The sequence below is a fragment of the Rhizobium sp. P1_C7 genome (assembly GCF_056406295.1).
In genome coordinates this window covers 25,281-46,171 of the sequence record NZ_JBFUAL010000007.1, presented here as the reverse complement: position 1 = coordinate 46,171, position 20,891 = coordinate 25,281, and the positions used below count along the sequence as shown (strand labels likewise).

Below are 20,891 nucleotides of genomic sequence, written 5' to 3'. Positions count from 1 at the left end.
CCGGCCAGCGAAACAAGCAACAGGCTCACGACGTGCAAAGCGGCGTCCGTCAAAGCGGCACGGCACTTGAGCCCAGCACGACGCCGCCCTCCATCTCCAGCACCATGTGGGCCTTGCAGAGCAGCCGCCGCCAATCGGTCAGCGGCCACGACAACGCCAAGGCGCACCATAACGCCGTCATCAGCGAGTTCTCGGAGCTTGCCAACATGACGCCTGCGGAGCGCGTCCGCGCCCAGATGCTGGAGCGGCTGGGCCTTACCGAAGACGACCTGGAGGGCATGCCGAAGGAAGTACGCGAGTCGATCGAAAAGCAGATCGCCGACGAGATCAAGAAGCAGCTGACGGGTGTCGACGACAAGAGCACCGACGACGAAGCAAGCGTCATAACGGCCTGAACGACTTCAGAGATTGATTCACATAGATACGGCGAAGATTCACGTTTCCGCCGTATGCTGTTGAACCGGAGCGTTTATCTGGTCGCAGCGGGTGTGCAACGCGATCAGGCTGGGGGGTCTCTTTTGGTGCACGGCATTGACGGTGGACTGCGGCCTCGATCCTCGCAGAGACTGTCGATAAACGCCTTGTCGGCAACGCCACCCCGCGTTTGACAGCTGCGCGCGCGGAGTGCCCGGCCAAATGCCAATCCCTGCTGTCACCACCGATCCCGCCCCTGCTCGTGTTCTGGCGTATGATTTTACCTTGCCGTTTCCGCCTTTTCTCCCGTCGTGGACTTTTCGCCGTCGTCGGCACTCCCGTGGAGCGGCATTTCAGATTCCTCCGTGATGCCGGTATGATAGTCGAAGCGGAACTCGTTCGCTAACGCTGCCATTTCACACCATTTCCGTGACGATCCGGCCGACTTCGGCGAAGATCGGGTTGATTTCGGACACCGGCACCTGCGCTTCGGCGACATAGGTCGTGACCAGCACCGGGCCGTGCCCAGGGGGCCATGCGATGGCGATGTCGGCGGCCGTTCCGTTGTTGCCGGTTCCGGTCTTGTCACCGATTTTCCAGCTGTCGGGAAGGCCGGCGCGCAGGCGCGACGCGCCTGTGGTACTTGCGACCATCCATTCGATCAGCGTCTTCTGAGACGGCTCCGACAGCACGGAACCGAGCGCCAGATTGCCAAGCGTGTCGAGCATGGCATCGGGCGTCGTGGTATCACGCTGATCGCCTTTCTTCGCCTCGTTGAGATCGGTCTCCCAGCGGTCGAGCCGGGTGGAGCCGTCGCCCAGCGTGCGCAGCCAGGTCGTCAGCTCCTTCGGGCCGCCGAAACTCTCCAGCAGCAGGTTGCCCGCCGTATTGTCGCTAAGGGTGATAGCAGCCTTGCAAAGCTCGCCGACACTCATGCCTTCGCCGCCGACATGCTGTTCTGTTTCCGGCGAGTAACTCACCAGCTTGTCCTTGTCGTAAACGATGCGGCGCTCGAGGTTCTCCTGCCCCTTGTCGGTGCGCGCAAGGACGAGCCCTGCGGCCAGCACCTTGAACGTGCTGCACATGGGAAAGCTCTCGGTCTCGCGGTAACCGAACGAGATGTTCGTCTCCGTATCGATCACCGAAACGCCGATACGACCGCCGATCTGCTTCTCCAAGTTGCCGATTCGACGGTCGATCTCGTCGTCGCTTTCGGCGGCACCCGCGGCGCCCGGCAGGAACAACGCGGGATAAAGCAATGCCGAACCAAGGAGCGTCCGACGACGGATCGAAAAGCGATGCATTAAAAGTCCTCTGCCAGAATCCACGGAGACAGAGCTAGAGGGAGATTGTGGCTCGCTTGCGTCGTATTCAGGCCGCGACCCGAGTTACCTCGACCGTCACGTGCGACAGGCGCCCGAGCGCCGCGAGCTTGCGCTTGTAGAAGGACGGGGCGTGCGGTTCGCTGGTGACGACGGCAATGATCGCCGCATGGTGACCGGGGCCGACCTGCCAGACGTGCAGGTCGGTGATGTGTTCGCGATCGGTCTCGATCGCAGCGCGTATCTCACCGGGAAGATCGCCGCTCTCCGGTACTGTGTCGAGAAGGACGGCGCCGGCCGACTTCATCAGGCTCCAGGACCATTGCGCGATGATGAGCCCCCCGACGATGCCCATCAGCGGATCGAGCCACAGCCAGCCGTAGAGGCTGCCGAGCACAAGGGCCGCGATCGCCAGCATGGAGGTTAGGGCATCGGCGATGACGTGCACATAGGCCGCGCGCATGTTGTTGTCCGGGGCGTGAGGGGCGTGGCTCCAGGCATGATGGTGGGCATGGTCGCCGGCGTGGCTGTGGCCGTGATGGTGGCCATGGTCAGGGGCGTGGTGATGCCCATGACGATGATCGCCCTTGAGCAGCCATGCGCTCGCCAGGTTGACCAGCAGACCGACGACGGCGACGCCAATCGCCTGCGAAAAGCTGATCGGCACCGGATGAGCGAGGCGCAGCACGCTCTCCCAGGCCATCAGCAGCGCGATCAACGCAAGGATGATGGCACTTGCGAAGCCCGCCAGATCGCCGAGCTTGCCGGTGCCGAAGGTGAAGCGCGGATTGTGCGCCTGCCGACGGGCATAGAGATAGGCAACGGCCGATATCAGCATGGCGCTCGCGTGCGTCGACATGTGCCAGCCGTCGGCGACCAGCGCCATGGACCCGTAATAGGTGCCGGCCACGATCTCTGCCACCATCATCGCAGCGGTCAGCGCAATGACCAGCCATACCTGGCGTGCATTGCGGTCGTGATCGGCGCCGAGGAACACGTGGTCGTGGTCCAGTCTTTCGGTCTGCGCACCCATGGCATTACTCCTTCTCAGCAACGCGTCAGCGGATGTAAGTCCGCAGCATTTCCGAAATTTCCTCCACGGCCTCGGCGCGTGCCTTTTCGTCAGCCGCGTGCAGGACATGTTCGTGCAGATGGTCGTCCAACACCTCGCCCGTCAGCCCGTTCAAGGCACCACGGATCGACGCCAGCAGCTGCAGGATTTCGCCGCACGGGCGCTCGGCCTCCAGCGCGCGCTCGACCGCTTCCATCTGGCCCTTCAGACGGTTGACCCGCGCGATCAGCTTCTTCTTGTGAAGTGTGGTGTGAGACATCGTTCTCTTTCCAATAGAATAGGGGGGTATAGTATTTTTACGCAACGATGAAAAGAGCTCTTGCGGACGGCCAGAGCAAGCGGCTTGACAAACGCTTCGTTTGCGCCGAAGTATCCGCCCATGATCAAGAACGCGCCCATCACCTGCACGTATTTTTGGCTGTACCTGTAAAGGGCGGCTGGACAGATCATATTGTCAACAAGCCGCCGTCAGGCGGCTTTGTTGTATCGACAGCGTCCTGACGGCAGAACACCAGATAAGGACGCGAAGGCCATGATTGAAATCGATGACACTGAAATCTCGTTGATCCGCCCTGCGGTGATCAACATCCGTGCCGCCAAGCCGCGTGACCTGCCCGAACTCAACGAGATGATTGCGCTTCTGGCCAAACACCACGGCGACGCGGCAGCATCCACGCCGGAGCAGCTGGAGCGCGACCTGTTCGGCCCCCTTCCCTGGATATCGGCGCTTGTGGCCGAGACTGACGAGGGCCTGATCGGCTACGCCATTCTGGTGCCGCTCTACAGGGCGCTAGAAGGCGCGCGCGGCATGGACCTGCATCATCTCTTCGTCCGCGACGGCCATCGCGGCCACGGCGTCGGCCAGCATCTCGTCAGCCGGTCCCGCGATACGGCCCGCAAAGCCGGCTGCGGATATCTCTCGGTCAGCGCCGCGACGGGCAATGTCCAGGCGCATCGTTTCTATGAGAACATGGAGTTCGTCCCTCGCCCGGTCACCGGCATGCGCTATATGCAAACTTTGGCGTAAAAGCCCGCCTGTCGTTCACTTGTTGGCGAGGGAGAGAACAATGACGCGACTTGCCATAGTGCTCACGGAAGGATTCGCCGATTGGGAGGTGGCGCCGCTGACGGCATCGGCGCGCACCTATTTCAACTTCGACGTGGTGACGGCAACGCTTGAAGGAGCGGAAGTGCGCTCGATGGGCGGCCTGCGCGTATCGCCCGATACGGCGCTGGAAAACCTGCATGCACACGCCTTCGATGCGATCATCCTCTGCGGCGGCACGATCTGGGAAACGGAAAAAGCGCCAGATCTCACACCTGTGGTCGAAGACTTTCTGGCGCATGGCAAGATTGTCGGAGCAATCTGTGGCGCGACATTGGCGCTTGCCAAGGCGGGAGTGCTCAACAAGGCCGCGCACACCAGCAATTCGGTGGATTTCATCGCCGGGGCGCCGGGCTATTCCGGCAAGGCGCACTACAAGGACGGCCCATACGCCGTGCGCGGCGGCAGGATAATCACCGCAGCCGGATCGGCACCGGTGACATTTGCAGCCGAGGTCTACCGGGCCCTGGGGTATGGCGGCGACGAACTCGACCAATACGTCCTGATGTTCGGAGCAGAACACCAGCCGAAGGCCGCCTGATAGCGGCAGGGCCGCGCCTCAGCGCAGCACCGGCTCTCCGTGGAAGCGACGGCGGGACGGCTTGGAGACGCCGAAGCCGACCTCCATCATCAGACGCGGCTTTTCCGTTGCAACAGTTCCCATGTGGAAGCCGAACGGGTCTTCGACGAATCCATGGCCTGCCCTGCCTGTCAGCGTGAGGGGGCTGTCTTTGCCATAGAAATCGTGAATTTCAGCGGCGGGATGGCCGACCAGCAGGGTCAGCTGATGCTTCATCCGCCGCTTGTTGTGGCTGCCCCTGACGTAGACATGCGGCCCGGTGCCGCCGTCGACATCGACCAGATAGAAGAAGAACTTCAACATCCGCCAATCATCGAGATCGAAATGATACTTGTCGAGCGACGCAAGACTCCGGTCTGCCTCGCTCGCCTTGGTCGGAAAACTCCACCAGGTGCGCGTGGTGATGAGGCAGGCCTGCGCGCCCAGATACCGGCGCGCAATCTCCGAGAGCAGGGGATCGCGCTGCACGACGCGCACTGCGGGGCAGTCGAGCGCGCGCTCGAAATGATGTCCGCTCAAGATCGCTCGCCCGAGCCGCTCCTCGGTCGCGCGATGATCGGGAGCGTGAAATTCGATCTTGCGGTCGAAATTGCCAAAGCAGGGCGTGTCGCTTGCAAATGCGGCGATCTCCGCGGTGACTGGTGCCGGCAGTACGAGTGAGGGAAACACCCCGTCCCGCTTCAGAGCCTCGACGGCATCCTCGACATCGACATCCGCAAATATCGTCGGCAGACCTTCGATCGCGCCGTTGCTCGGGCGCGCGGTCAGCCAATGCGCACGCCGACCGGGAATGGTCCGGGCGAGCAGGAACATCAGTAGCCAGGCGGGGTTTTCGCGGATATCCGCCATGTAGGTGGGTATCCGAACAGCCATTCGGCGCAGCTTTCCGCCCTTGCGGGCAACCGCTTCGATGTCGCTGGCTGACGTTACTGATGAGCTGTGCATGCAACTGGGCCTTTCGGAAGACGTTGATCGGTCGTCGTTCGGCACGACCAACAAAAGGCCGTCGGGGCATTCAGTTCATTTAAGAACAATTGAATGTTGCAATGCGGCAATTTTGAGATTTGTCGGACTTAACGGCTCGGCACCGCCTTCAGATAGGCGGCGATCGCCTCCAGATCAGGCTTTGGAAGGTGGGAGATATTCTGCTGCACCTCCGTCATCGAACCGCCGGCGGAATCGAAATCCGGTGTGAAGCCGGTTTCCAAGTAGGTCGCAATATCGCCTTCGCTCCATGTACCCACGGTTTTCGACCCCGGCGTTATGTTGGGTATCCGACCCTGGCCTTCCGGATTGGGGGCACCGGCGAGCCACATATCGGCGGTGAAGCCGCCAAGCGTGCCGCGAGGTGTGTGGCACTCGCCGCAATGCCCGGGTCCCTCGACGAGATACTGCCCGCGCTTCAACTTTTCGTCGTCATTGGCAAGCACGACGCGCGGCTTGTCGTTGAAATAGAGAAATTTCCAGCCGCCGAGCGCAAGCCTGATATTGAACGGGAACGGCAGCTCGTGCGGCGGAGCAACGTTGCCGCTCTTCGGCAACGTCTTGAGGTAGCCGAAGAGATCGTTAACGTCCTTGTCGGTCATGCGGGCGTAGGAACCGTAGGGAAACGAGGGATAAAGGTGCCGGCCGTCGGGCGCCACGCCGCGTTTCATCGCATTGCCGAACTCAGCGAGCGTCCATTCGCCGATGCCGGCCTTTTCATCCGGCGAAATGTTGGGAACATGAAATGTCCCGAACGGGCTCTTCAGCGCCAGACCACCGGAAAGCGTGAGCTTGGCTTCTGCCTGCGCGCCCGGCGCTGCGTGACAGCTGACGCAGCCGCCCGCCCAGAAGACCATCTCGCCGTTCTCGAGGTCGGGCGCACCAAGGTTCGCCCAATGGCTTTGCGGAAAGGGACTGGGGGTGATTATGAAATAGAACGCGGCTCCGCCGATCGCTACGACACCGATGATGCAGAGTAGAAACCGGACAAACCTGCGAACCATGCACCGCTCTCCCATTGCCGATCCAGCGCTTAGACATAAAGCGATCCGCCAGGCCGGCAAGGCCGCAGCGGATCGAAGGCAGGAGGATGAGAGCTGCTATTCCTTCTTGATGCGGTAGATCTGATGACAGCCGCCGCAGCTTGCGCCGAGGACCTTCAGGCCGGCACCGACTCCACCCGCATCGGCCGGAAGCTGTGCCAGAAGCGCGTTGGCATCGGTTCCGAGCTTTGCCGCGCGTGCCTTGAAGTCATCCATGTTTTCCCAAATTTTCGGGCTGGCCTCGGGGTCCTTGGCACTTGTCTCCGTACCCGCCTTGAACTGATCGGGGAAAATCTTGGCTGTTTCCGAGATCGTCGTCAGCGCCACCTTGATGGCTTCGGCATCGTAGGGCTTGTCGCCCTTGGCGATCGCGGCGAGCGCACCGGTGGCACCCCCGACCTTCTTCATCAATGCGACGCGAGCATCATGCGTTCCTTCACCTGCCGCAAAGACCGAGGTCACCCCCATGCCAGCGACGAGAACTGCCGCGGCGATTGCTTTCAGTCTCATGTCTCCACTCCTCTTCGATACCGAGATCTTCGAAGCCCGGCGCTTCGTTCTAACGCCGGCATGATGTCAAATTTATCTCAGGCACGAAGTAACAAGTGGGTGATATCGCTCGCATTTCGGGAATCCGATGGGTTGCGGCCGTCCGGTTCACCCCGGCGCGTGCCACCCGTGCCAGGCGGTGAGAAGCGAAACCGCCATCAGCAACACGCCCGCGGCTCGTCCGACGAGGACGGTTGCCTGCGGATTGGAGATCAGCATCGTCCGGCTTCTCGCAGCGGTGAAGGCCACCGTTCCATAGATCGCTGCCTGCGTGGCCATGGTCATCAGCCCCATGACGATGCCCTGCAACCAGATCGGCCCATAGATCGGCTTCAGGAATTGCGGATAGATCGCGAGCATGAAGAGATAGGCCTTCGGATTGATCAGGCAGGTTACGGCGCCCTGGCGGAAGGCCCGCCAACGGGAGTTGACGCCATCGGCATGGATCGCGCCCACGGTGATGGAACTGCGCAGCAGCGTATTGCCGATCCAGGCCATGTAGGCGGCGCCGGCAAGGAGCAGCGGATTGAACAGCGTCGGCAACAGGCTCGCCAGGATGCCGACGCCGATCGCGCCGTAGAGCGAATGCACCGCGCCGCCGGCCATGATGCCTGCCGTCGCGGCCATGCCGGTGCGCCGGCCGCCGGTCAACGCGTTGGCGAGCACGAAGAGCATATCCATGCCCGGCACTATGATGATGCCGAAGAGAAGCGTGAAGTAGAGCCAGAGGTTTTCGCTATAGGTCATGTCAGTTTGCCGCCATCCAGATCAAGGCCCAATTTGAGGACCTTGTTGATTTTCAATTCGATAGGCGGCTCTATACGAAACTCCAACTGACAGGGTATTGTCAGTAGCGTTGACGACGAGGGCAAAAATGCGCAAGGCCTCACGGCTTTTCGAGATCATCCAGATCCTGCGACTGGCTGGCAGGCCGATGACCGCGGCTGCCATGGCCGAGACGCTTGAGGTGACCGTGCGTTCGATCTATCGCGACATCGCGGCGCTTCAGGCGATGCGGGTGCCGATCGAGGGCGGACGCGGCATCGGCTACATCATGCGGCCGGGCTTCGACCTGCCACCGCTGATGTTTTCGATCGAGGAAATGGAGGCGATCGTATTGTCGCTGGCGCTTCTGGATCGCACCGGCGACGACGAGCTGAAGCAGGCGGCCAGGCGCGTCAACCAGAAGATTGCCGGCGCCGTGCCTGCTCCGCTGCGCCAGGCGATGGAGGGCAAGGCGCTCTATGCCTGGGGATCGGCCGCCCAGTCTCCCGCCGGATTCGATCTGGGTCTTGTCCGCCGCGCGATCCGCCACGAGCAGAAGCTCGCGCTCGCTTATCGCGACGAGCTTGGCCGCAGCACCGAGCGCACGGTGCGGCCGATCGCATTGATCTACTACTCGCGAACCGCCAACATCGTCGCCTGGTGCGAGTTGCGCCAGGCGATCCGCAACTTCCGCAGCGACCGCGTGGAGCGTTGCGGGGCAGCAGAGGAGTACTTCAAGGGTGAAGGCGACCGCTTGCGGGACCTTTGGACGTCCGGTTGGACCGAGCGTGCCGCTGCGCCTTCATCCTGATTTTCAGCGCCGGTCTCAGAGATTGGCACCCCCGGAGACCTCGATGCGCTGGCCGTTGACCCAGCGGTTGTCGTCGGAGAGCAGCGAGGCGATCATCGGGCCGATGTCATCGGGCAATCCGGCGCGGCCGAGCGTGGTCGCATCTGCAACCAGCTTGTTGTACTGCGGGTTGTCGCGCACCAGACCGCCGCTGAAATCCGTTGCGATGGCACCCGGGGCGACGGTGTTCGCCGTGATTCCCCGGGGTCCGAGTTCCTTCGCCAGATATCGGGTGAAGACCTCGATTGCTCCCTTCATCGCGGCGTAGGCTGAAATCCCGGGGACGGTAAAGCGGGCAAGGCCGCTCGACAGGTTGATGATGCGGCCACCGTCGGCGATCAACGGCAGCAGCTTCTGCGTCAGGAAATAGACGCCCTTGAAGTGGACGTTGCACAGCTCGTCGAAGTTCTCTTCCGTCATCTCGGCAATCGGTGCGTGGTGGCCGGATCCGGCATTGTTGACCAAGTAGTCGAAGCGATCGCGACCGAGGCCCTGCAACGCCTGCCTCACCTCTTCGACGAAACCGTCGAAGGACGCGATCCTGCCTGTGTCGAGCTGGATCGCTACCGCCCTCGAACCAAGTGCAGCAACCTCCGCGACTGCGGCGTTGGCTGCTGCCTTATTCGAGCGGTAGGTGAGGATGATCTCGACGCCTCGTTTCGCGAGGTTGATGACCGTGTTTCGTCCGAGGCCGCGACTTCCACCGGTGACGATCGCCAGCTTAATGGTTGTATTCTCTTTTCTTTCAGCAGGCATTTGCATTCTCCTTACGTGAATTCGACAGGATCAGGCTACGCCCGATGACCGCTCCGTTTGAATGCCGGAACTCTCGAATTTCTTGCCTATTCCTCCAACCGCCTTGCGGCTCTGCCCGCGTGATCTAATATCCCCGGTGCCGCGCAGCGCGGTTTGCAGGTGGAGAGCGACAATGCTATCGGCATTGAAAGAAGCGATCACTGAGTACGTCGATGCGCACGGCGGCGGCGACGGGGCGTTTGCAACCGAGGTGCCCGGCTTGGCGCTGACGCGCGCCAGCCGACCCGTCATGCCGCATCATCGCATCTACAGACCGACAATCTGCGTGGTCGTCCAGGGCGCCAAGCAGATCATGACCGGCGACCGCGTGCTCGACTACGGCGAAAACCAGCTGCTGATCGTGACCGTAGAAATCCCTGCGTCCGGGCAGATCGTTTGCGCCAGCCGGGAGCGGCCCTATCTCGGGCTCAACATCGACTTCGATCCTTCCATCATGCGCGAGGTGATGGACGACATGGACAAGCCGCCGAAGCCTTCCGGCGAGGGTGTCGCCGGCGTCTTCGTGCAGGATTTCGACGCGGCGATCGGGGATTGCGTGCGGCGGCTGATCCAGCTCACCGAAACACCCAAGGCAGTCCCCGTGCTTGCCCGTTCCATCATGCGGGAGATCTGCTACTGGCTGCTGATGGGACCGAACGGCAGCGAAATCTGCAAACTCGCCCTGCCCGGCAGCCATACGCGACGCATGACGGACGCGATCTACCTGCTGAGAGAGCATTTCGCCGAGCCCGTGCGGATCGAGCAACTGGCGGCGGTGGCGCGGATGAGTCCCTCGTCCTTCCACCAGCATTTCAAGACGCTGACCTCGATGACGCCGCTGCAGTATCAGAAGCACCTGCGTCTTCTCGAAGCGCGGCGGCTGATGGTTGCCAACGGCGCCAATGTCGCAAGCGCCGCCTACGAGGTTGGTTATGAGAGCGCCTCACAGTTCAGCCGGGAATACACGCGCATGTTTGGCATACCGCCGAAGCGCGACGTCAGCGAGATGAAGGGTCTGGCGATGGTGGCCGCCGCCTAGGATCGCAGCTTCAGCGTCCGGCTCTGCTCGCGGCCGAAACCGCGGATCTCGATGCGATCCGGCCATACCTCGACGATGGCGTAGGTGTTGTCGTTCTCGGTGTCCACCATGCCCTTGAAGTTGACGAAGTGACGGCCGTCGACCTCGCCGTAATTGCCGGCGTGGTAGTGGCCGTTGAAATAGGCGGCGACATGATCGTGGGCCGTCAACAGTTGGATGATGCGCTCGCGATCCCAGGCATCGTGTTCGTTCGGGGGGTAGACCGGGAAGTGATTCATGACGATCACGCGCTCGCCGTCTGTCTTGGCCGCCTCGATCTGACAGCCGAGCCAGGCGAACTGCGCATCGCTGAGCGCGGCGTTCCAGGAATTGGCGTTGATGGCGCCTTCGGCCTGCAACGCGGCAAGCTTCTTAGCGGCGATCTCGCGGTAGACATGGCCTTCCGGCGGCGCGAAGGTGCTGATCTCGTTGCCGTTCAGAACAATGAAACGCCAGCCGTGTCTGATAAAGCTGTAGTAGGGCGAAGGCAGGCCGACACGTGCAGCAACATGTGGGCGGTGCCGTGGCGCAACGGAGAAATCGTGGTTGCCGAGCAGGAAGAAGCTCTCGTGCTTCAAACTCTCGTAGACCGGCAGGATGTCGTCGAAGCTCGCGAAATCGCGATCGATGATGTCGCCGAGCGTCATGACGAAGCTCAGATCCTCACGGTTGAAAACCTCGATCGCATCCGCGAGCTTCGCGAGGCTGTTGGCGTAGTGGCGGTTCATGCCGAAATGCGGCTCGATATCCGCATATTGCGAGTCTGCGATGATGCCGAAGCGGAAAACGGGACTATCGGAACATTGTGTCATGGCGGGCTTATGAGAGCGGTGAGTGACAGCGATGTGACAGGGCGGTTCGTATGTTCATAGCAGCAATGGTTGTGCGAGTGGCCCCTCATCCGACCCTTCGGGCCACCAACCTCGGTCGAGCCACGCGTCCCTGCCCGTCCTTCGGACAAACGAAAACGCCCGGCATTTTGAGGCGCCGGGCGTTCAAACACGTCTCGCTGATGCCGCTTACTTGCTTGCGGCTTCGTAGCGCTCCAGGACGTAGTCCCAGTTGATCAGGCTGTCGACGAAGGCTTCGAGATACTTCGGACGTGCGTTGCGGTAGTCGATGTAATAGGAGTGTTCCCAAACGTCGACGCCGAGGATCGGGGTCGCGCCGTGAACGAGCGGGTTCTCGCCGTTCGGGGTCTTGGAGATCTCGAGCTTGCCATTCTTGACGGAAACCCATGCCCAGCCGGAGCCGAACTGCGTCGTGCCGGCTGCAACGAAATCGGCCTTGAACTTGTCGTAGCCGCCGAGGTCGGAATTGATCGCCGCTTCCAGCTTGCCCGGCAGCTTGTTGCCGCCGCCGCCCTTCTTCATCCACTTCCAGAAATGGACGTGGTTGTAGTGCTGGGCTGCATTGTTGAAGAGGCCGGCATTGGTGCCGAACGACTTCTGGACGACATCTTCCAGGGAGAGATCTGCAAGACCGGCTTCTGCCGCGAGCTTGTTGCCGTTGTCGACATAGGCCTTATGGTGCTTGTCGTGATGGAACTCCAGGGTTTCCTTCGACATGAAAGGCTGCAGCGCTTCGTAGTCGTAGGGAAGTTCAGGCAATTCAAAAGCCATTGTAGTCTCCTCTTGGCAATAGTTTGCGTAATCGGCAGGTGAGGCGGAACATAGGAGCGCAAGCGGGGTGAGGCAACCGGAGAAATGTCAAAAAAGATCGACGCGGAGGAATATTTGCCTCCGCTAAGGGCTTGGCATGCAAGGCCCAAATCAACCATGATGACGCGTTCCGATGAAAGGAATACGGAGGTCACGCATGCGGACGCATCAGATCCGGGATTGCATCCTTGCCGCAACGTTCAGCGCCGCGTCCAGCGTACACGCCTCGTCGGGCGATGCATGGGCCGAATTCGCAGCCGAGGTGCAGGGCAAATGTGAAACGGCGGCACGCGAAGCGATCGAATTTCCGCACGCCGTCGTCGATCCGTTCGGAAGCGAGCACTTCGGCGTGGCGCTGGTGACCGGAAAGCCGAAAGGCGCGAACGGCTTCGTCAGCTATTTCTGTGTCTACGACAAGCAGACGAAAAACGTCGAACTCGGCAGTGAACTCGAGACGGAGAACATGAGGCTCCTTCCCGACGAATAGCACGGGCTTCCGTTGTTGCTCAAAGCCCACACACCCGCTCCAAAAGCCTGCAGCCTGCAAAAGCCTGTTGATTGTCATCCGCGGTATTTTGACAGCTTTGTATAGCCATTTCTAAATACAAGCGGAGCATGGGAGTTAAGGAATCAGCGAAGTCTTTTTGGGCTTACTTTTTTAGCTGTATTTCATATTTCGCCGGCGTCTTTGGCAAAGTACTTTTGGGGCACAGGTCATGGTCATGAGCTTTTTTCGTCGCAGTGAAGATGGCAGGGTACTGCCAACGGCCGGCTACCGGCCAGCATCGATAGCCGATCAGCGTCCGAGCACGAGCGAGCCGCTGCGCTACACGATCCCGGACGTGAACGACTTTTCCGCCTTCGGGTCGGCACTTGAAGAGAACCAGCGCACATCAGAAGACCTAATGCAGAGCCTCACCTCCCTGCAAGGCCGCGTCTCTGCCTTGCTCGGCACCCACAGCCAATCGCTCAACGAGACCGGCGCCCTGCGGGCCGAATGCGCCCGGATCAGCTCGCTTCTGGATTACGAGAGCAGCGTCCGCCAGAAGGCCGATCAGGACAACGCGCGCCTCAGCGCCGAGAACAAGGATTTTCGTAGCGACAATACGCAATTGCGCACGGAATCCGAGGCGCTGCGCGAAGAGCTGACCAAGCTTCAGGGCGTGCATGAGGTCACCCGCGAAGAGTTCACGATCGTCGAGACCCGTCTTTTCGACGCCGAACGCGAGCTCAACGACCGTGCGATCCAGTTCGACGAAGCCTCCGCCCTTCTGAAGCGCGCCCAGCAGGAACTCGACCAGCGCAGCCGCGAGCTGAGCGTCACCCGAGAAAAGCTCGACAGCGAGACGACGGCGCATCAGTTGCTGATCGAAACCTCGCGCCGAGAGAACGGCGTGCAGGCACGCGAGATGGCACGCCTCAACGAGGAACGCAGCCACCTGAAGAGCAGCCTGATGGAGCAGGAGGCGCTGGTGCGCAATCTGCAGATAACGGTCGCCGGGCTGAAGCAGGACCTGTCCCTGTTCGAAGAGCGCCACAAGCGCCTCGAGATCGAGTTCGAAACGCTGCAGGCCTCCTCGGCGCTGGAGATCGCCCATCTGACGACCAAGCACGAGGCGATCGGTTCGAAGGCCGAACTCGTGGAAAAGCTGCTGATCACGGCAAACGGCCGCAACAGGATGACCGACGAAGAGCTCCAGGCGGCACGCGCCGAGCTGAAGCGCGTCAAGTCCGAGCTGGCGACGACGCTGTCGCGCACGGAGCGCCTTGCCGACGACCTGCAGCGCGCCCGTGCATCCAGCACCGAAAACGAAACCGCCCGCCGGGAACTCGCGACGCAGAACAACGACCTGACGCTGAAGCTGCGCGAAACCGACAGCCTGCGCGTCCGGCGTGACCGGGACGCCGACGCGTTGCGTCGCGACATGGATACACGGCTGGACTCGGACCGCCACGAGATCGGCCAGTTACGCACGAGCCTGGAAATCGCCAAGTCGGAAATCCGCCAGCTGCGGGCCGAGCGGGCGATCCTGACAGGCCAGCTTGAAGTGGCCCGCAGCGAACGTGCAGGCAGCGTCGCTTCTTCAATGGCGCTCGATGACATCAGGATGCCCGCAGCCAGCTTCACGCCGATGATCGATATCTCCGAGCGCTCGCTGCGGCCGAGTGGTGGCGCCGCATCTGCGGAGACCGCCGAGTCAGTCCACATCTCGCCTGCCGAATAACGAGGCTTGCCAGCCCTCGCCGGAAGCCGAGCGAGGGCTGCGAATCTATCCTCAGGCAGACTGTCCGAAATAGACATCGATGGCGGCAATCCTGTCGCCTTTGAATCGCTCAGCCGGCGTGCTGCTTGGAAAATCGCCGTCAGTGGTCCAGGATCGCCGGCATCTTCGAATGCGGGCTCTGTCATGACCGACGTTCAATACATACTGGAGCGGCTGCAGAAGCTCGCGGCCAGGGATAACCGGCCTCCAGCGCTGCCAGAGGGTGCACGGCGCGCGTCGGCGCTGTTTTCGTTCGTCACCCGCGATCGCGAGCGCATCGCCGGCTGCGCCTTTCCGCGAGCGTCCATCGTCGCGATCTTGGATGGCTCCAAGGAGGTGGTGAGCATGGGGCGGCAAATGCGGTTTGCCGCAGGCGCCGTCCTTGTTCTGCCCGGCGGATGGCGGGGCGACGTGGTCAACGACCCTGATCCGGAAAGCGGTGTCTACCGCGCGATCTTCATCGACTTTCCCGACGAACTCGTGGCACGCGCAGCCCTGGCATTTCCGCCGCGACGCACGGCCGGACAGATCGACCTTCCACTGGACGCGGTTCTCAGCAGCGCGATCCATCACGCCGGCGAAGGAATCGTCGCCGGCAATCTGCCCGGTGCGCTAATCGAGCACCGGGTGATGGAAGTGCTGATGGTCCTCGGCATGCGCGGCGCCCTGCCCGTCAAGGCACAGACAACAGGCGACGCCGTGCGTGCGCTCGTCCGCTGGCAACCCGACAGGGCCTGGACCGCCGACACCATCGCCGCCGAGCTCGGGACCAGCAACGCAACATTGAGACGCCGGCTTTCCGAGGAGGCAACATCGCTGCGCGTCCTGCTTGCGGAAGTGCGCGTCGGCCTTGCGACGGCAATGCTCGCCGAGGACGGGCTTTCGCTTCGGGAAGCAGCGCTTGCGGCCGGCTATCGCTCTCCGCGCCGCTTTGCCGAGCGGATGCGGTTAAAAACGCGTGGCAAGCAAGTTGCAGACGTTTGAGCGGCATTGCTCAATATTTGAGCGTTTCGGTGCACCGCGCAGATCGCCCGATTGCTAGAGCTCGTCCGTCGAACGAAAGGAAAGGCTCATGCATATCAAGACTATCTTCGCCGCCGTATCGCTTCTGGCTTTCGATGCGTCGGATATTCTGGCCGCAGACATCTCGGTGACATTCGGGAAAACCAACGAAGGTACCCTTCCGGTGGCAAACGCCTCCTGCGTCGCGGCCGACGGCAAGGCGGCGCCGGGCAGGAACAGGAGCCCGGCCATTTCCTGGTCGAAAGGTCCCGCTGGCACGCGCTCCTATGCGCTTGTCATGACGGATCCCGACGTACCGGCCGACCTATCGCTGCTGAACAGGCAAGGAGCCGAGATTGCCAGCGATCTGCCGCGCATCGAATTCACGCACTGGATCCTGGCGGACATCCCCGCCTCTGTGACGCGGCTTTCCGAAGGTTCCGACGGCGATGGCATGCCGCAGGGCGGATTGCCGCTGGAAAGGACCGAGCATGGCCGCCGCGGCCAAAATGGGTTCGCAGCCTTCTTGAAGGATGGGCCGCACGGAGGCTATATGGGTGCGTGCCCGCCCTGGAACGACCTGCGCATCCACCGTTATCGTGTGACGGTGTATGCACTCGACACCGATCGGCTCACTCTTCCCGATGCCTTCACCCGTGCCGATTACCTCGCCGCGGCAAACGGGCATATCATTTCGTCCGGCGCGGCGGAACTGACCTACACGATCAATGCGAAGGCCACGAAATGACCGATACGAAATGGGATGCAGCCGGCGCCGAAACCGGCTCCGTCCACTGGAAGCGCAATCTGGTCGTTTCGCTGATCGGTTCCTTCACCACCATCGTCGCGATGACGCTGCTTCTGCCGTTCCTGCCGCTCTATGTCGAGGAGCTCGGCGTCAGCGACCACGCCGATATCGTGCAATGGTCGGGCATCGCCTACGGTGCGACCTTCCTGGCAGCGGCTATCGTCGCGCCGCTCTGGGGACGGCTGGGCGACATCTACGGGCGCAAGCTTATGCTGGTGCGCGCCAGTCTCGGCATGACGGTGGCAATCTCGCTGATGGGCATGGCGGGCAACGTCTGGCACCTGGTCGCGTTGCGCCTCTTCGTCGGACTGGCCGGCGGCTATTCCTCCGGTTCCATGGTGCTGGTGGCGACCCAGACGCCGAAGGATCGTTCCGCCTGGGCGCTCGGCACGCTGGCATCTGGCATCATGGCCGGCAATCTCGTGGGACCGCTGATCGGTGGCGCACTGCCGCCGCTGATCGGCATCCGCAACACCTTCCTTGCCGCCGGCGCGCTGATTTTCCTGGCGTTTCTAGCGACGACATTCCTGATCAAGGAAGAGAAATCGCCTGCCCGCAAGAAGGCGGCGAAGGCAAGTGGCGGCTGGGCCTCGATCCCCGACAAGCGGCCCGTCGTGGCGATGCTTGCCACGGGTCTGCTGCTGATGCTTGCCAACATGTCGATCGAGCCGATCATCACGGTCTATGTGGCGCAGCTCCTCGAGGATCAAGGCAAGGTCACGATGATCTCAGGCGTCGTCATGTCGGCAGCAGCCCTCGGTGCCATCCTGTCCGCCTCGCGGCTCGGCAGACTTGCCGACCGGATCGGCCACTGGCCTGTGATCTCAGGCGCGCTGGCTGTGGCCGGCCTGCTGCTGATCCCGCAGGCCTTCGTGACCAGTTCCTGGCAGCTTATCATCCTGCGCTTCCTGATGGGCGTCGCGCTCGGCGGGCTCCTGCCCTGCATCTCGGCGGTCATCCGCCACAGCGTGCCCGACAGCGCGGCGGGCAGCATCCTCGGCCTCTCGGTCTCGTCGCAATATGTCGGCCAGGTGGCCGGACCCGTGCTCGGCGGCTTCGTCGGCGGCCATATCGGCATGCGGGCGGTTTTTATCGGCACCTGCGTGCTGCTGGTTGCGGGAGCGGCCTATTCGTGGATGGTGCGCCCTCGGGAGGACGAAAGCCGCTGACGCGGCTTTCGTCGTTTATCGAGCGTCAGGCGAGCGTCCGGAGCTTCGGTTCCCGGTCCCAGTAGCGCTGGGCCGCAGCGTCCAGAAAGCCCTTCTCCAAAATCACCACGCCGGCATCCCGCTCGACGCCGGCCTTCTGCAACAGCGGCGCGGATTCGGCGGTATGACCGATCGCCTTCAGATGCCCGTAGGCGTCCATGACCCACTGTATGGCGGCGGCCTCCCTCACCAGCATGTCGGTACCTTCCTTCGACAAAAGGAGGACGGCCGCGTCGAACAGCTGCGAGGGAGACCCGGCGAGCTGACCGTCGGCCTTCACCGTCGTGCCGTCGGAGAGCTTCGCCTTGCCAACCTTCGGCGCGACGACGAAGGGGGTCGCCTTGGCGTTCTCGATCGACTTCACCAACGCCTGCAAAGCCTTGGCGTCTGTGCCGTCGGCAATCAGGATGCCAATCTTGCGGCCTTCTATGGTCTTCTTCATGTTCTTCTGGATCGACAAGGCCGGCGATGCGTCCATGTCGATCGGTTCGCGTGCGGCCGGATTCTTCTTGGGCAAATCGATGCCGAGACCATTGGCAACGCGCGCGGCCAAGTCAGGATCGACATTCAGAAGATTGCCGACCATGCGCGCAGGCACCTCGTCGAGGTTGACCTTGGATAGCTCGAAGACGAAGGAGGAGGCGATGTGGGCCTGTTCCGATGGTGTCTGCGACTTCCAGAAAAGACGTGCCTGGCTGTAATGGTCAGCAAAGAGTTCTGCGCGGATCCGCAGCTTATCGCCCTCTTCGTCCTTGCTCGACGCGGCCTCGGCCGTATGGAAGCCGGTGACGGGACATTCGCGGGGCCCGCCATCCTCGCCATGCGCAGCAAGGCTGTTAGGCTCATAATTGGCCCTCCCCTTGGGCACCGCCATCTGCATCTGTCCGTCGCGCTGAAAGTTCATGACGGGGCATTTCGGCGCATTGATCGGCAGCTGGTGGAAGTTCGCCGTGCCGAGCCGTGATTTCTGGGTGTCGAGATAGCTGAACAGCCGCCCCTGCAGCAGCGGGTCGTTGCTGAAATCGATGCCCGGCACGATGTTTGCCGGGCAATAGGCGACCTGCTCGGTCTCGGCGAAGAAATTGTCCGGATTGCGGTCGAGCACGAGGCGGCCGACGATCCTCAGCGGCAAGACTTCCTCGGGGATGAGCTTGGTCGAATCCAGCACGTCATAGGGCTGGCTGTTGGCGAACTTCTCGTCGAAGAGCTGCAGGCCGAGCTCCCACTCGGGGAAGCTGCCGGCGGCGATCGCTTCAAAGAGATCGCGCCGATGGTAGTCGTTATCGGCAGCCTGAAGCTTCAGCGCCTCGTCCCAGATCGTCGATTGCATGCCGAGTTTCGGACGCCAGTGGAATTTCACGAAAGTCGATTTGCCGGCATCGTTGACGAAGCGAAAGGTGTGAATGCCGAAGCCCTGTACCGTTCTGAACGAGCGGGGGATAGTGCGATCGGACATCGCCCACATCAGCATATGTGTCGACTCCGGCATCAGAGATGCCCAGTCCCAGAAGGTGTCGTGGGCGCTGCCTGCCTGCGGATAGGCGCGGTCGGCCTCCATCTTCACGGCGTGGACCAGATCCGGAAACTTGATCGCATCCTGAATGAAGAAAACAGGGATGTTGTTGCCGACCAGATCCCAGTTGCCTCCGTTGGTGTAGAACTTGACCGCGAAGCCGCGCACGTCGCGCGGCGTATCAACCGAACCGGCGCCGCCTGCGACCGTGGAGAAGCGGACGAAGACCGGCGTTTTCTCGCCCTTGCGCTGGAAGAGGTCCGCCTTGGTGATATCCGAGAGAGAGTCCGTCGCCTCGAAATAGCCGTGCGCGGCGGAACCGCGCGCGTGGACGATACGCTCGGGGATACGCTCGTGATCGAAATGGAAGATCTTCTCCCGTAGCACGAAATCCTCAAGCAACGTCGGGCCGCGCATGCCTGACCTCAGGCTGTTCTGATTGTCGGAAATGCGGATACCCTGATTTGTCGTCAGGTGATCGAGGCCGTCATGCGGCCCTTCGGCGGGGATGTGCTGGTGGGTCTCTCCGCCGCTACCGCGATCGGTGTCGAAAGGTGATTTGTCGGACATGTGCGGGCTCCCTCTGCTGGCGTATGCACAGGAGCTAAACAACAGCGCAGGGCAAATGTTCCGGCCCGTCGCGACAACTCTTGATGCGGCGGACCAGCACGCAAGCCCGCGCCTGCCAGTCGCCCGAATCCGTGGGTTCTCGTCGCTGAAATCGCTTGGCTTTATTGATTGGATTGGCTTTATTGATTGGAGCGGTTTACCCGTTGCCGCTCACTCGCCGCTTTCGCTGCGGCCGAAGGCCCAGTTCATGTAGAGGTCGAGCGCCTTGCGGGTGACGGGTCCCTGCTGGAAATAGCGACCGTCGAGGCGATTGACGCCAACGACCTTGGAATAGTTGCCCGAGGTGAAGATCTCGTCGGCGCTCATGAAGTCCTCGACCGATAGCGTGACTTCGCGCACCTCAAAGCCCGCCTTGCGCAGCAGGCCGATGACACGGGCGCGGGTGATGCCGGCGAGGAAGGTGCGGTTGGCGATCGGCGTCGAGACGATGCCGTCCTTGACGAGGAAGACATTGGAGGATGCCGTTTCGGCGACGTTGCCGTTCATGTCGCGCATCAGCGCGTTATCGAAGCCGCGGCTTCTGGCCTCGGCGATGGCGCGGCCGCTGTTGGGGTAAAGCGACCCGGCCTTGGCATCGGTCATCGCCGTTTCAGGCGACGGGCGGCGATAGGAAGAGACGGTCAGGGAGTTCGGAGCATTGTTACCGAGCGGGGCTTCGAACAGGCAGAGCGCGAAGCGGGTGGAGTCGCCATCGACGGTGACGACGCTGCCCGTAGAACCGTGCTCGCCCCAGTACATCGGCTTGATGTAGATCGGCGTCTTGCCGTCGAACTTCTTTATGCCTTCCCAGGCGAGCGCCTCGATCTCCTCAGGCGTCTTGACTGGCTTCAAGCCCATGCTGACGGCCGAGCGATTGATGCGCTGGCAATGCAGGCCGAGATCGGGTGCGATGCCATCGAACCAGCGGGCGCCGTCGAAGACGGTCGAAGCCAGCCACATGGCGTGCGAGGTCGGCCCGATCAGCGGCGGATTGCCTGTAAGCCACTCTCCCTCGACATAGGTCCAGGTGGATGAACGGGGCGATGTGTCGACTGCCATGAGACTCTCCTTGAAAAGTTCGAAGAGCAAAATCCCCCGTCGAAGACCGGGTCAAGTGGAAATCCACTCCGAAAAACGCTACGCAAGAAAAGTGCCTCGCAGCCGTCGCTCCCGGCAAGATTCATGCGCGCGAATACGTGCGTGATCGATGAATGCATCAACGAAAATCATGGATGCCGGGTTGGAAGCAGCGCCGGTGACATGCCATCA

Annotated in this window: 23 protein-coding genes; 10 read left to right on the top strand and 13 right to left on the bottom strand. The window is 61.9% G+C overall.

The window, feature by feature from the left end; translation table 11 throughout:
• The first annotated feature begins 32 nt into the window (after positions 1-32).
• A complete protein-coding gene (locus AC1D2R_RS12680; protein ID WP_477967632.1) occupies positions 33-395 on the top strand; it encodes a hypothetical protein in 363 nt (120 codons plus the stop codon).
• Positions 396-694: 299 nt separating this feature from the next.
• Here AC1D2R_RS12680 and AC1D2R_RS12675 read toward each other — a convergent pair whose 3' ends face one another.
• The 4 genes from AC1D2R_RS12675 to dmeR all read right to left on the bottom strand — a co-directional run bounded on the left by AC1D2R_RS12675 (position 695) and on the right by dmeR (position 3,067).
• Positions 695-829: a hypothetical protein gene (locus tag AC1D2R_RS12675; protein ID WP_477967631.1), complete on the bottom strand. Its 135-nt coding sequence runs from the start codon at positions 827-829 to the stop codon at positions 695-697.
• A 1-nt stretch (position 830) separates the two neighbouring features.
• Entirely contained in the window at positions 831-1,718 is an 888-nt protein-coding gene (bla, locus tag AC1D2R_RS12670; RefSeq protein ID WP_477967630.1) for a class A beta-lactamase, read from the bottom strand.
• A gap of 67 nt (positions 1,719-1,785) precedes the next feature.
• On the bottom strand, positions 1,786-2,769 hold the full coding sequence (dmeF, locus tag AC1D2R_RS12665) for a CDF family Co(II)/Ni(II) efflux transporter DmeF (protein WP_477967629.1): 984 nt from the start codon (positions 2,767-2,769) through the stop codon (positions 1,786-1,788).
• A 25-nt stretch (positions 2,770-2,794) separates the two neighbouring features.
• Positions 2,795-3,067 (bottom strand): Ni(II)/Co(II)-sensing transcriptional repressor DmeR, encoded by a 273-nt coding sequence (gene dmeR, locus AC1D2R_RS12660; protein ID WP_477967628.1) that lies wholly within the window; start codon positions 3,065-3,067, stop codon positions 2,795-2,797.
• 273 nt (positions 3,068-3,340) lie between these two features.
• On the opposite strand from dmeR, the gene AC1D2R_RS12655 reads away from it, so the two are divergent.
• Together AC1D2R_RS12655 and AC1D2R_RS12650 are read left to right on the top strand one after the other, a co-directional pair.
• Positions 3,341-3,835, top strand: a complete 495-nt coding sequence (locus AC1D2R_RS12655; protein WP_477967627.1) for an N-acetyltransferase family protein — start codon at positions 3,341-3,343, stop codon at positions 3,833-3,835.
• Positions 3,836-3,875: 40 nt separating this feature from the next.
• The gene (locus AC1D2R_RS12650; RefSeq protein WP_477967626.1) at positions 3,876-4,454 is read left to right on the top strand and encodes a type 1 glutamine amidotransferase family protein; all 579 of its coding nucleotides are present in this window, start codon (positions 3,876-3,878) and stop codon (positions 4,452-4,454) included.
• Between the two features lie 18 nt (positions 4,455-4,472).
• Here the strand turns inward: AC1D2R_RS12650 and AC1D2R_RS12645 are convergent, their stop codons facing one another.
• From AC1D2R_RS12645 to AC1D2R_RS12630, 4 genes are all read right to left on the bottom strand, one after another.
• A complete protein-coding gene (locus AC1D2R_RS12645; RefSeq protein WP_477967625.1) occupies positions 4,473-5,438 on the bottom strand; it encodes a phytanoyl-CoA dioxygenase family protein in 966 nt (321 codons plus the stop codon).
• A gap of 128 nt (positions 5,439-5,566) precedes the next feature.
• A complete protein-coding gene (locus tag AC1D2R_RS12640) occupies positions 5,567-6,481 on the bottom strand; it encodes a c-type cytochrome (RefSeq protein ID WP_477967624.1) in 915 nt (304 codons plus the stop codon).
• Positions 6,482-6,577: 96 nt separating this feature from the next.
• Complete coding sequence (locus AC1D2R_RS12635; protein WP_477967623.1) at positions 6,578-7,030, bottom strand: c-type cytochrome; 453 nt, start codon at positions 7,028-7,030, stop codon at positions 6,578-6,580.
• Between the two features lie 147 nt (positions 7,031-7,177).
• Positions 7,178-7,816: a LysE family translocator gene (locus AC1D2R_RS12630; RefSeq protein ID WP_477967622.1), complete on the bottom strand. Its 639-nt coding sequence runs from the start codon at positions 7,814-7,816 to the stop codon at positions 7,178-7,180.
• 127 nt (positions 7,817-7,943) lie between these two features.
• Here AC1D2R_RS12630 and AC1D2R_RS12625 point away from each other — a divergent pair, with 127 nt between their 5' ends.
• Positions 7,944-8,645, top strand: coding sequence for a helix-turn-helix transcriptional regulator (locus tag AC1D2R_RS12625; protein ID WP_477967621.1), 702 nt, complete (start codon positions 7,944-7,946; stop codon positions 8,643-8,645).
• A gap of 15 nt (positions 8,646-8,660) precedes the next feature.
• On the opposite strand, the gene AC1D2R_RS12620 is transcribed toward AC1D2R_RS12625, so the two are convergent.
• Positions 8,661-9,440, bottom strand: coding sequence for an SDR family NAD(P)-dependent oxidoreductase (locus AC1D2R_RS12620; protein WP_477967620.1), 780 nt, complete (start codon positions 9,438-9,440; stop codon positions 8,661-8,663).
• Between the two features lie 172 nt (positions 9,441-9,612).
• On the opposite strand from AC1D2R_RS12620, the gene AC1D2R_RS12615 reads away from it, so the two are divergent.
• Entirely contained in the window at positions 9,613-10,518 is a 906-nt protein-coding gene (locus AC1D2R_RS12615) for an AraC family transcriptional regulator (protein ID WP_477967619.1), read from the top strand.
• On the opposite strand, the gene AC1D2R_RS12610 is transcribed toward AC1D2R_RS12615, so the two are convergent.
• A complete protein-coding gene (locus AC1D2R_RS12610) occupies positions 10,515-11,369 on the bottom strand; it encodes a metallophosphoesterase (protein WP_477967618.1) in 855 nt (284 codons plus the stop codon). The two genes, AC1D2R_RS12615 and AC1D2R_RS12610, sit on opposite strands and share 4 nt — an antisense overlap.
• A 207-nt stretch (positions 11,370-11,576) precedes the next feature.
• Positions 11,577-12,179: a superoxide dismutase gene (locus tag AC1D2R_RS12605; RefSeq protein ID WP_477967617.1), complete on the bottom strand. Its 603-nt coding sequence runs from the start codon at positions 12,177-12,179 to the stop codon at positions 11,577-11,579.
• Positions 12,180-12,375: 196 nt separating this feature from the next.
• Here AC1D2R_RS12605 and AC1D2R_RS12600 point away from each other — a divergent pair, with 196 nt between their 5' ends.
• The 5 genes from AC1D2R_RS12600 to AC1D2R_RS12580 all read left to right on the top strand — a co-directional run bounded on the left by AC1D2R_RS12600 (position 12,376) and on the right by AC1D2R_RS12580 (position 17,461).
• Positions 12,376-12,705, top strand: coding sequence for a hypothetical protein (locus AC1D2R_RS12600; protein WP_477967616.1), 330 nt, complete (start codon positions 12,376-12,378; stop codon positions 12,703-12,705).
• A gap of 229 nt (positions 12,706-12,934) precedes the next feature.
• Complete coding sequence (locus tag AC1D2R_RS12595) at positions 12,935-14,443, top strand: hypothetical protein (RefSeq protein ID WP_477967615.1); 1,509 nt, start codon at positions 12,935-12,937, stop codon at positions 14,441-14,443.
• 183 nt (positions 14,444-14,626) lie between these two features.
• The gene (locus AC1D2R_RS12590; protein ID WP_477967614.1) at positions 14,627-15,466 is read left to right on the top strand and encodes a helix-turn-helix transcriptional regulator; all 840 of its coding nucleotides are present in this window, start codon (positions 14,627-14,629) and stop codon (positions 15,464-15,466) included.
• Positions 15,467-15,554: 88 nt separating this feature from the next.
• A complete protein-coding gene (locus AC1D2R_RS12585) occupies positions 15,555-16,232 on the top strand; it encodes a YbhB/YbcL family Raf kinase inhibitor-like protein (protein ID WP_477967613.1) in 678 nt (225 codons plus the stop codon).
• Positions 16,229-17,461, top strand: coding sequence for a multidrug efflux MFS transporter (locus AC1D2R_RS12580; protein ID WP_477967612.1), 1,233 nt, complete (start codon positions 16,229-16,231; stop codon positions 17,459-17,461). The genes AC1D2R_RS12585 and AC1D2R_RS12580 overlap by 4 nt, the downstream gene beginning before the upstream one ends.
• A 25-nt stretch (positions 17,462-17,486) precedes the next feature.
• On the opposite strand, the gene AC1D2R_RS12575 is transcribed toward AC1D2R_RS12580, so the two are convergent.
• Both AC1D2R_RS12575 and AC1D2R_RS12570 read right to left on the bottom strand, forming a co-directional pair.
• On the bottom strand, positions 17,487-19,583 hold the full coding sequence (locus AC1D2R_RS12575; protein WP_477967611.1) for a catalase: 2,097 nt from the start codon (positions 19,581-19,583) through the stop codon (positions 17,487-17,489).
• Positions 19,584-19,793: 210 nt separating this feature from the next.
• A complete protein-coding gene (locus tag AC1D2R_RS12570) occupies positions 19,794-20,681 on the bottom strand; it encodes a branched-chain amino acid aminotransferase (protein ID WP_477967610.1) in 888 nt (295 codons plus the stop codon).
• Between the last annotated feature and the right edge of the window lie 210 nt (positions 20,682-20,891).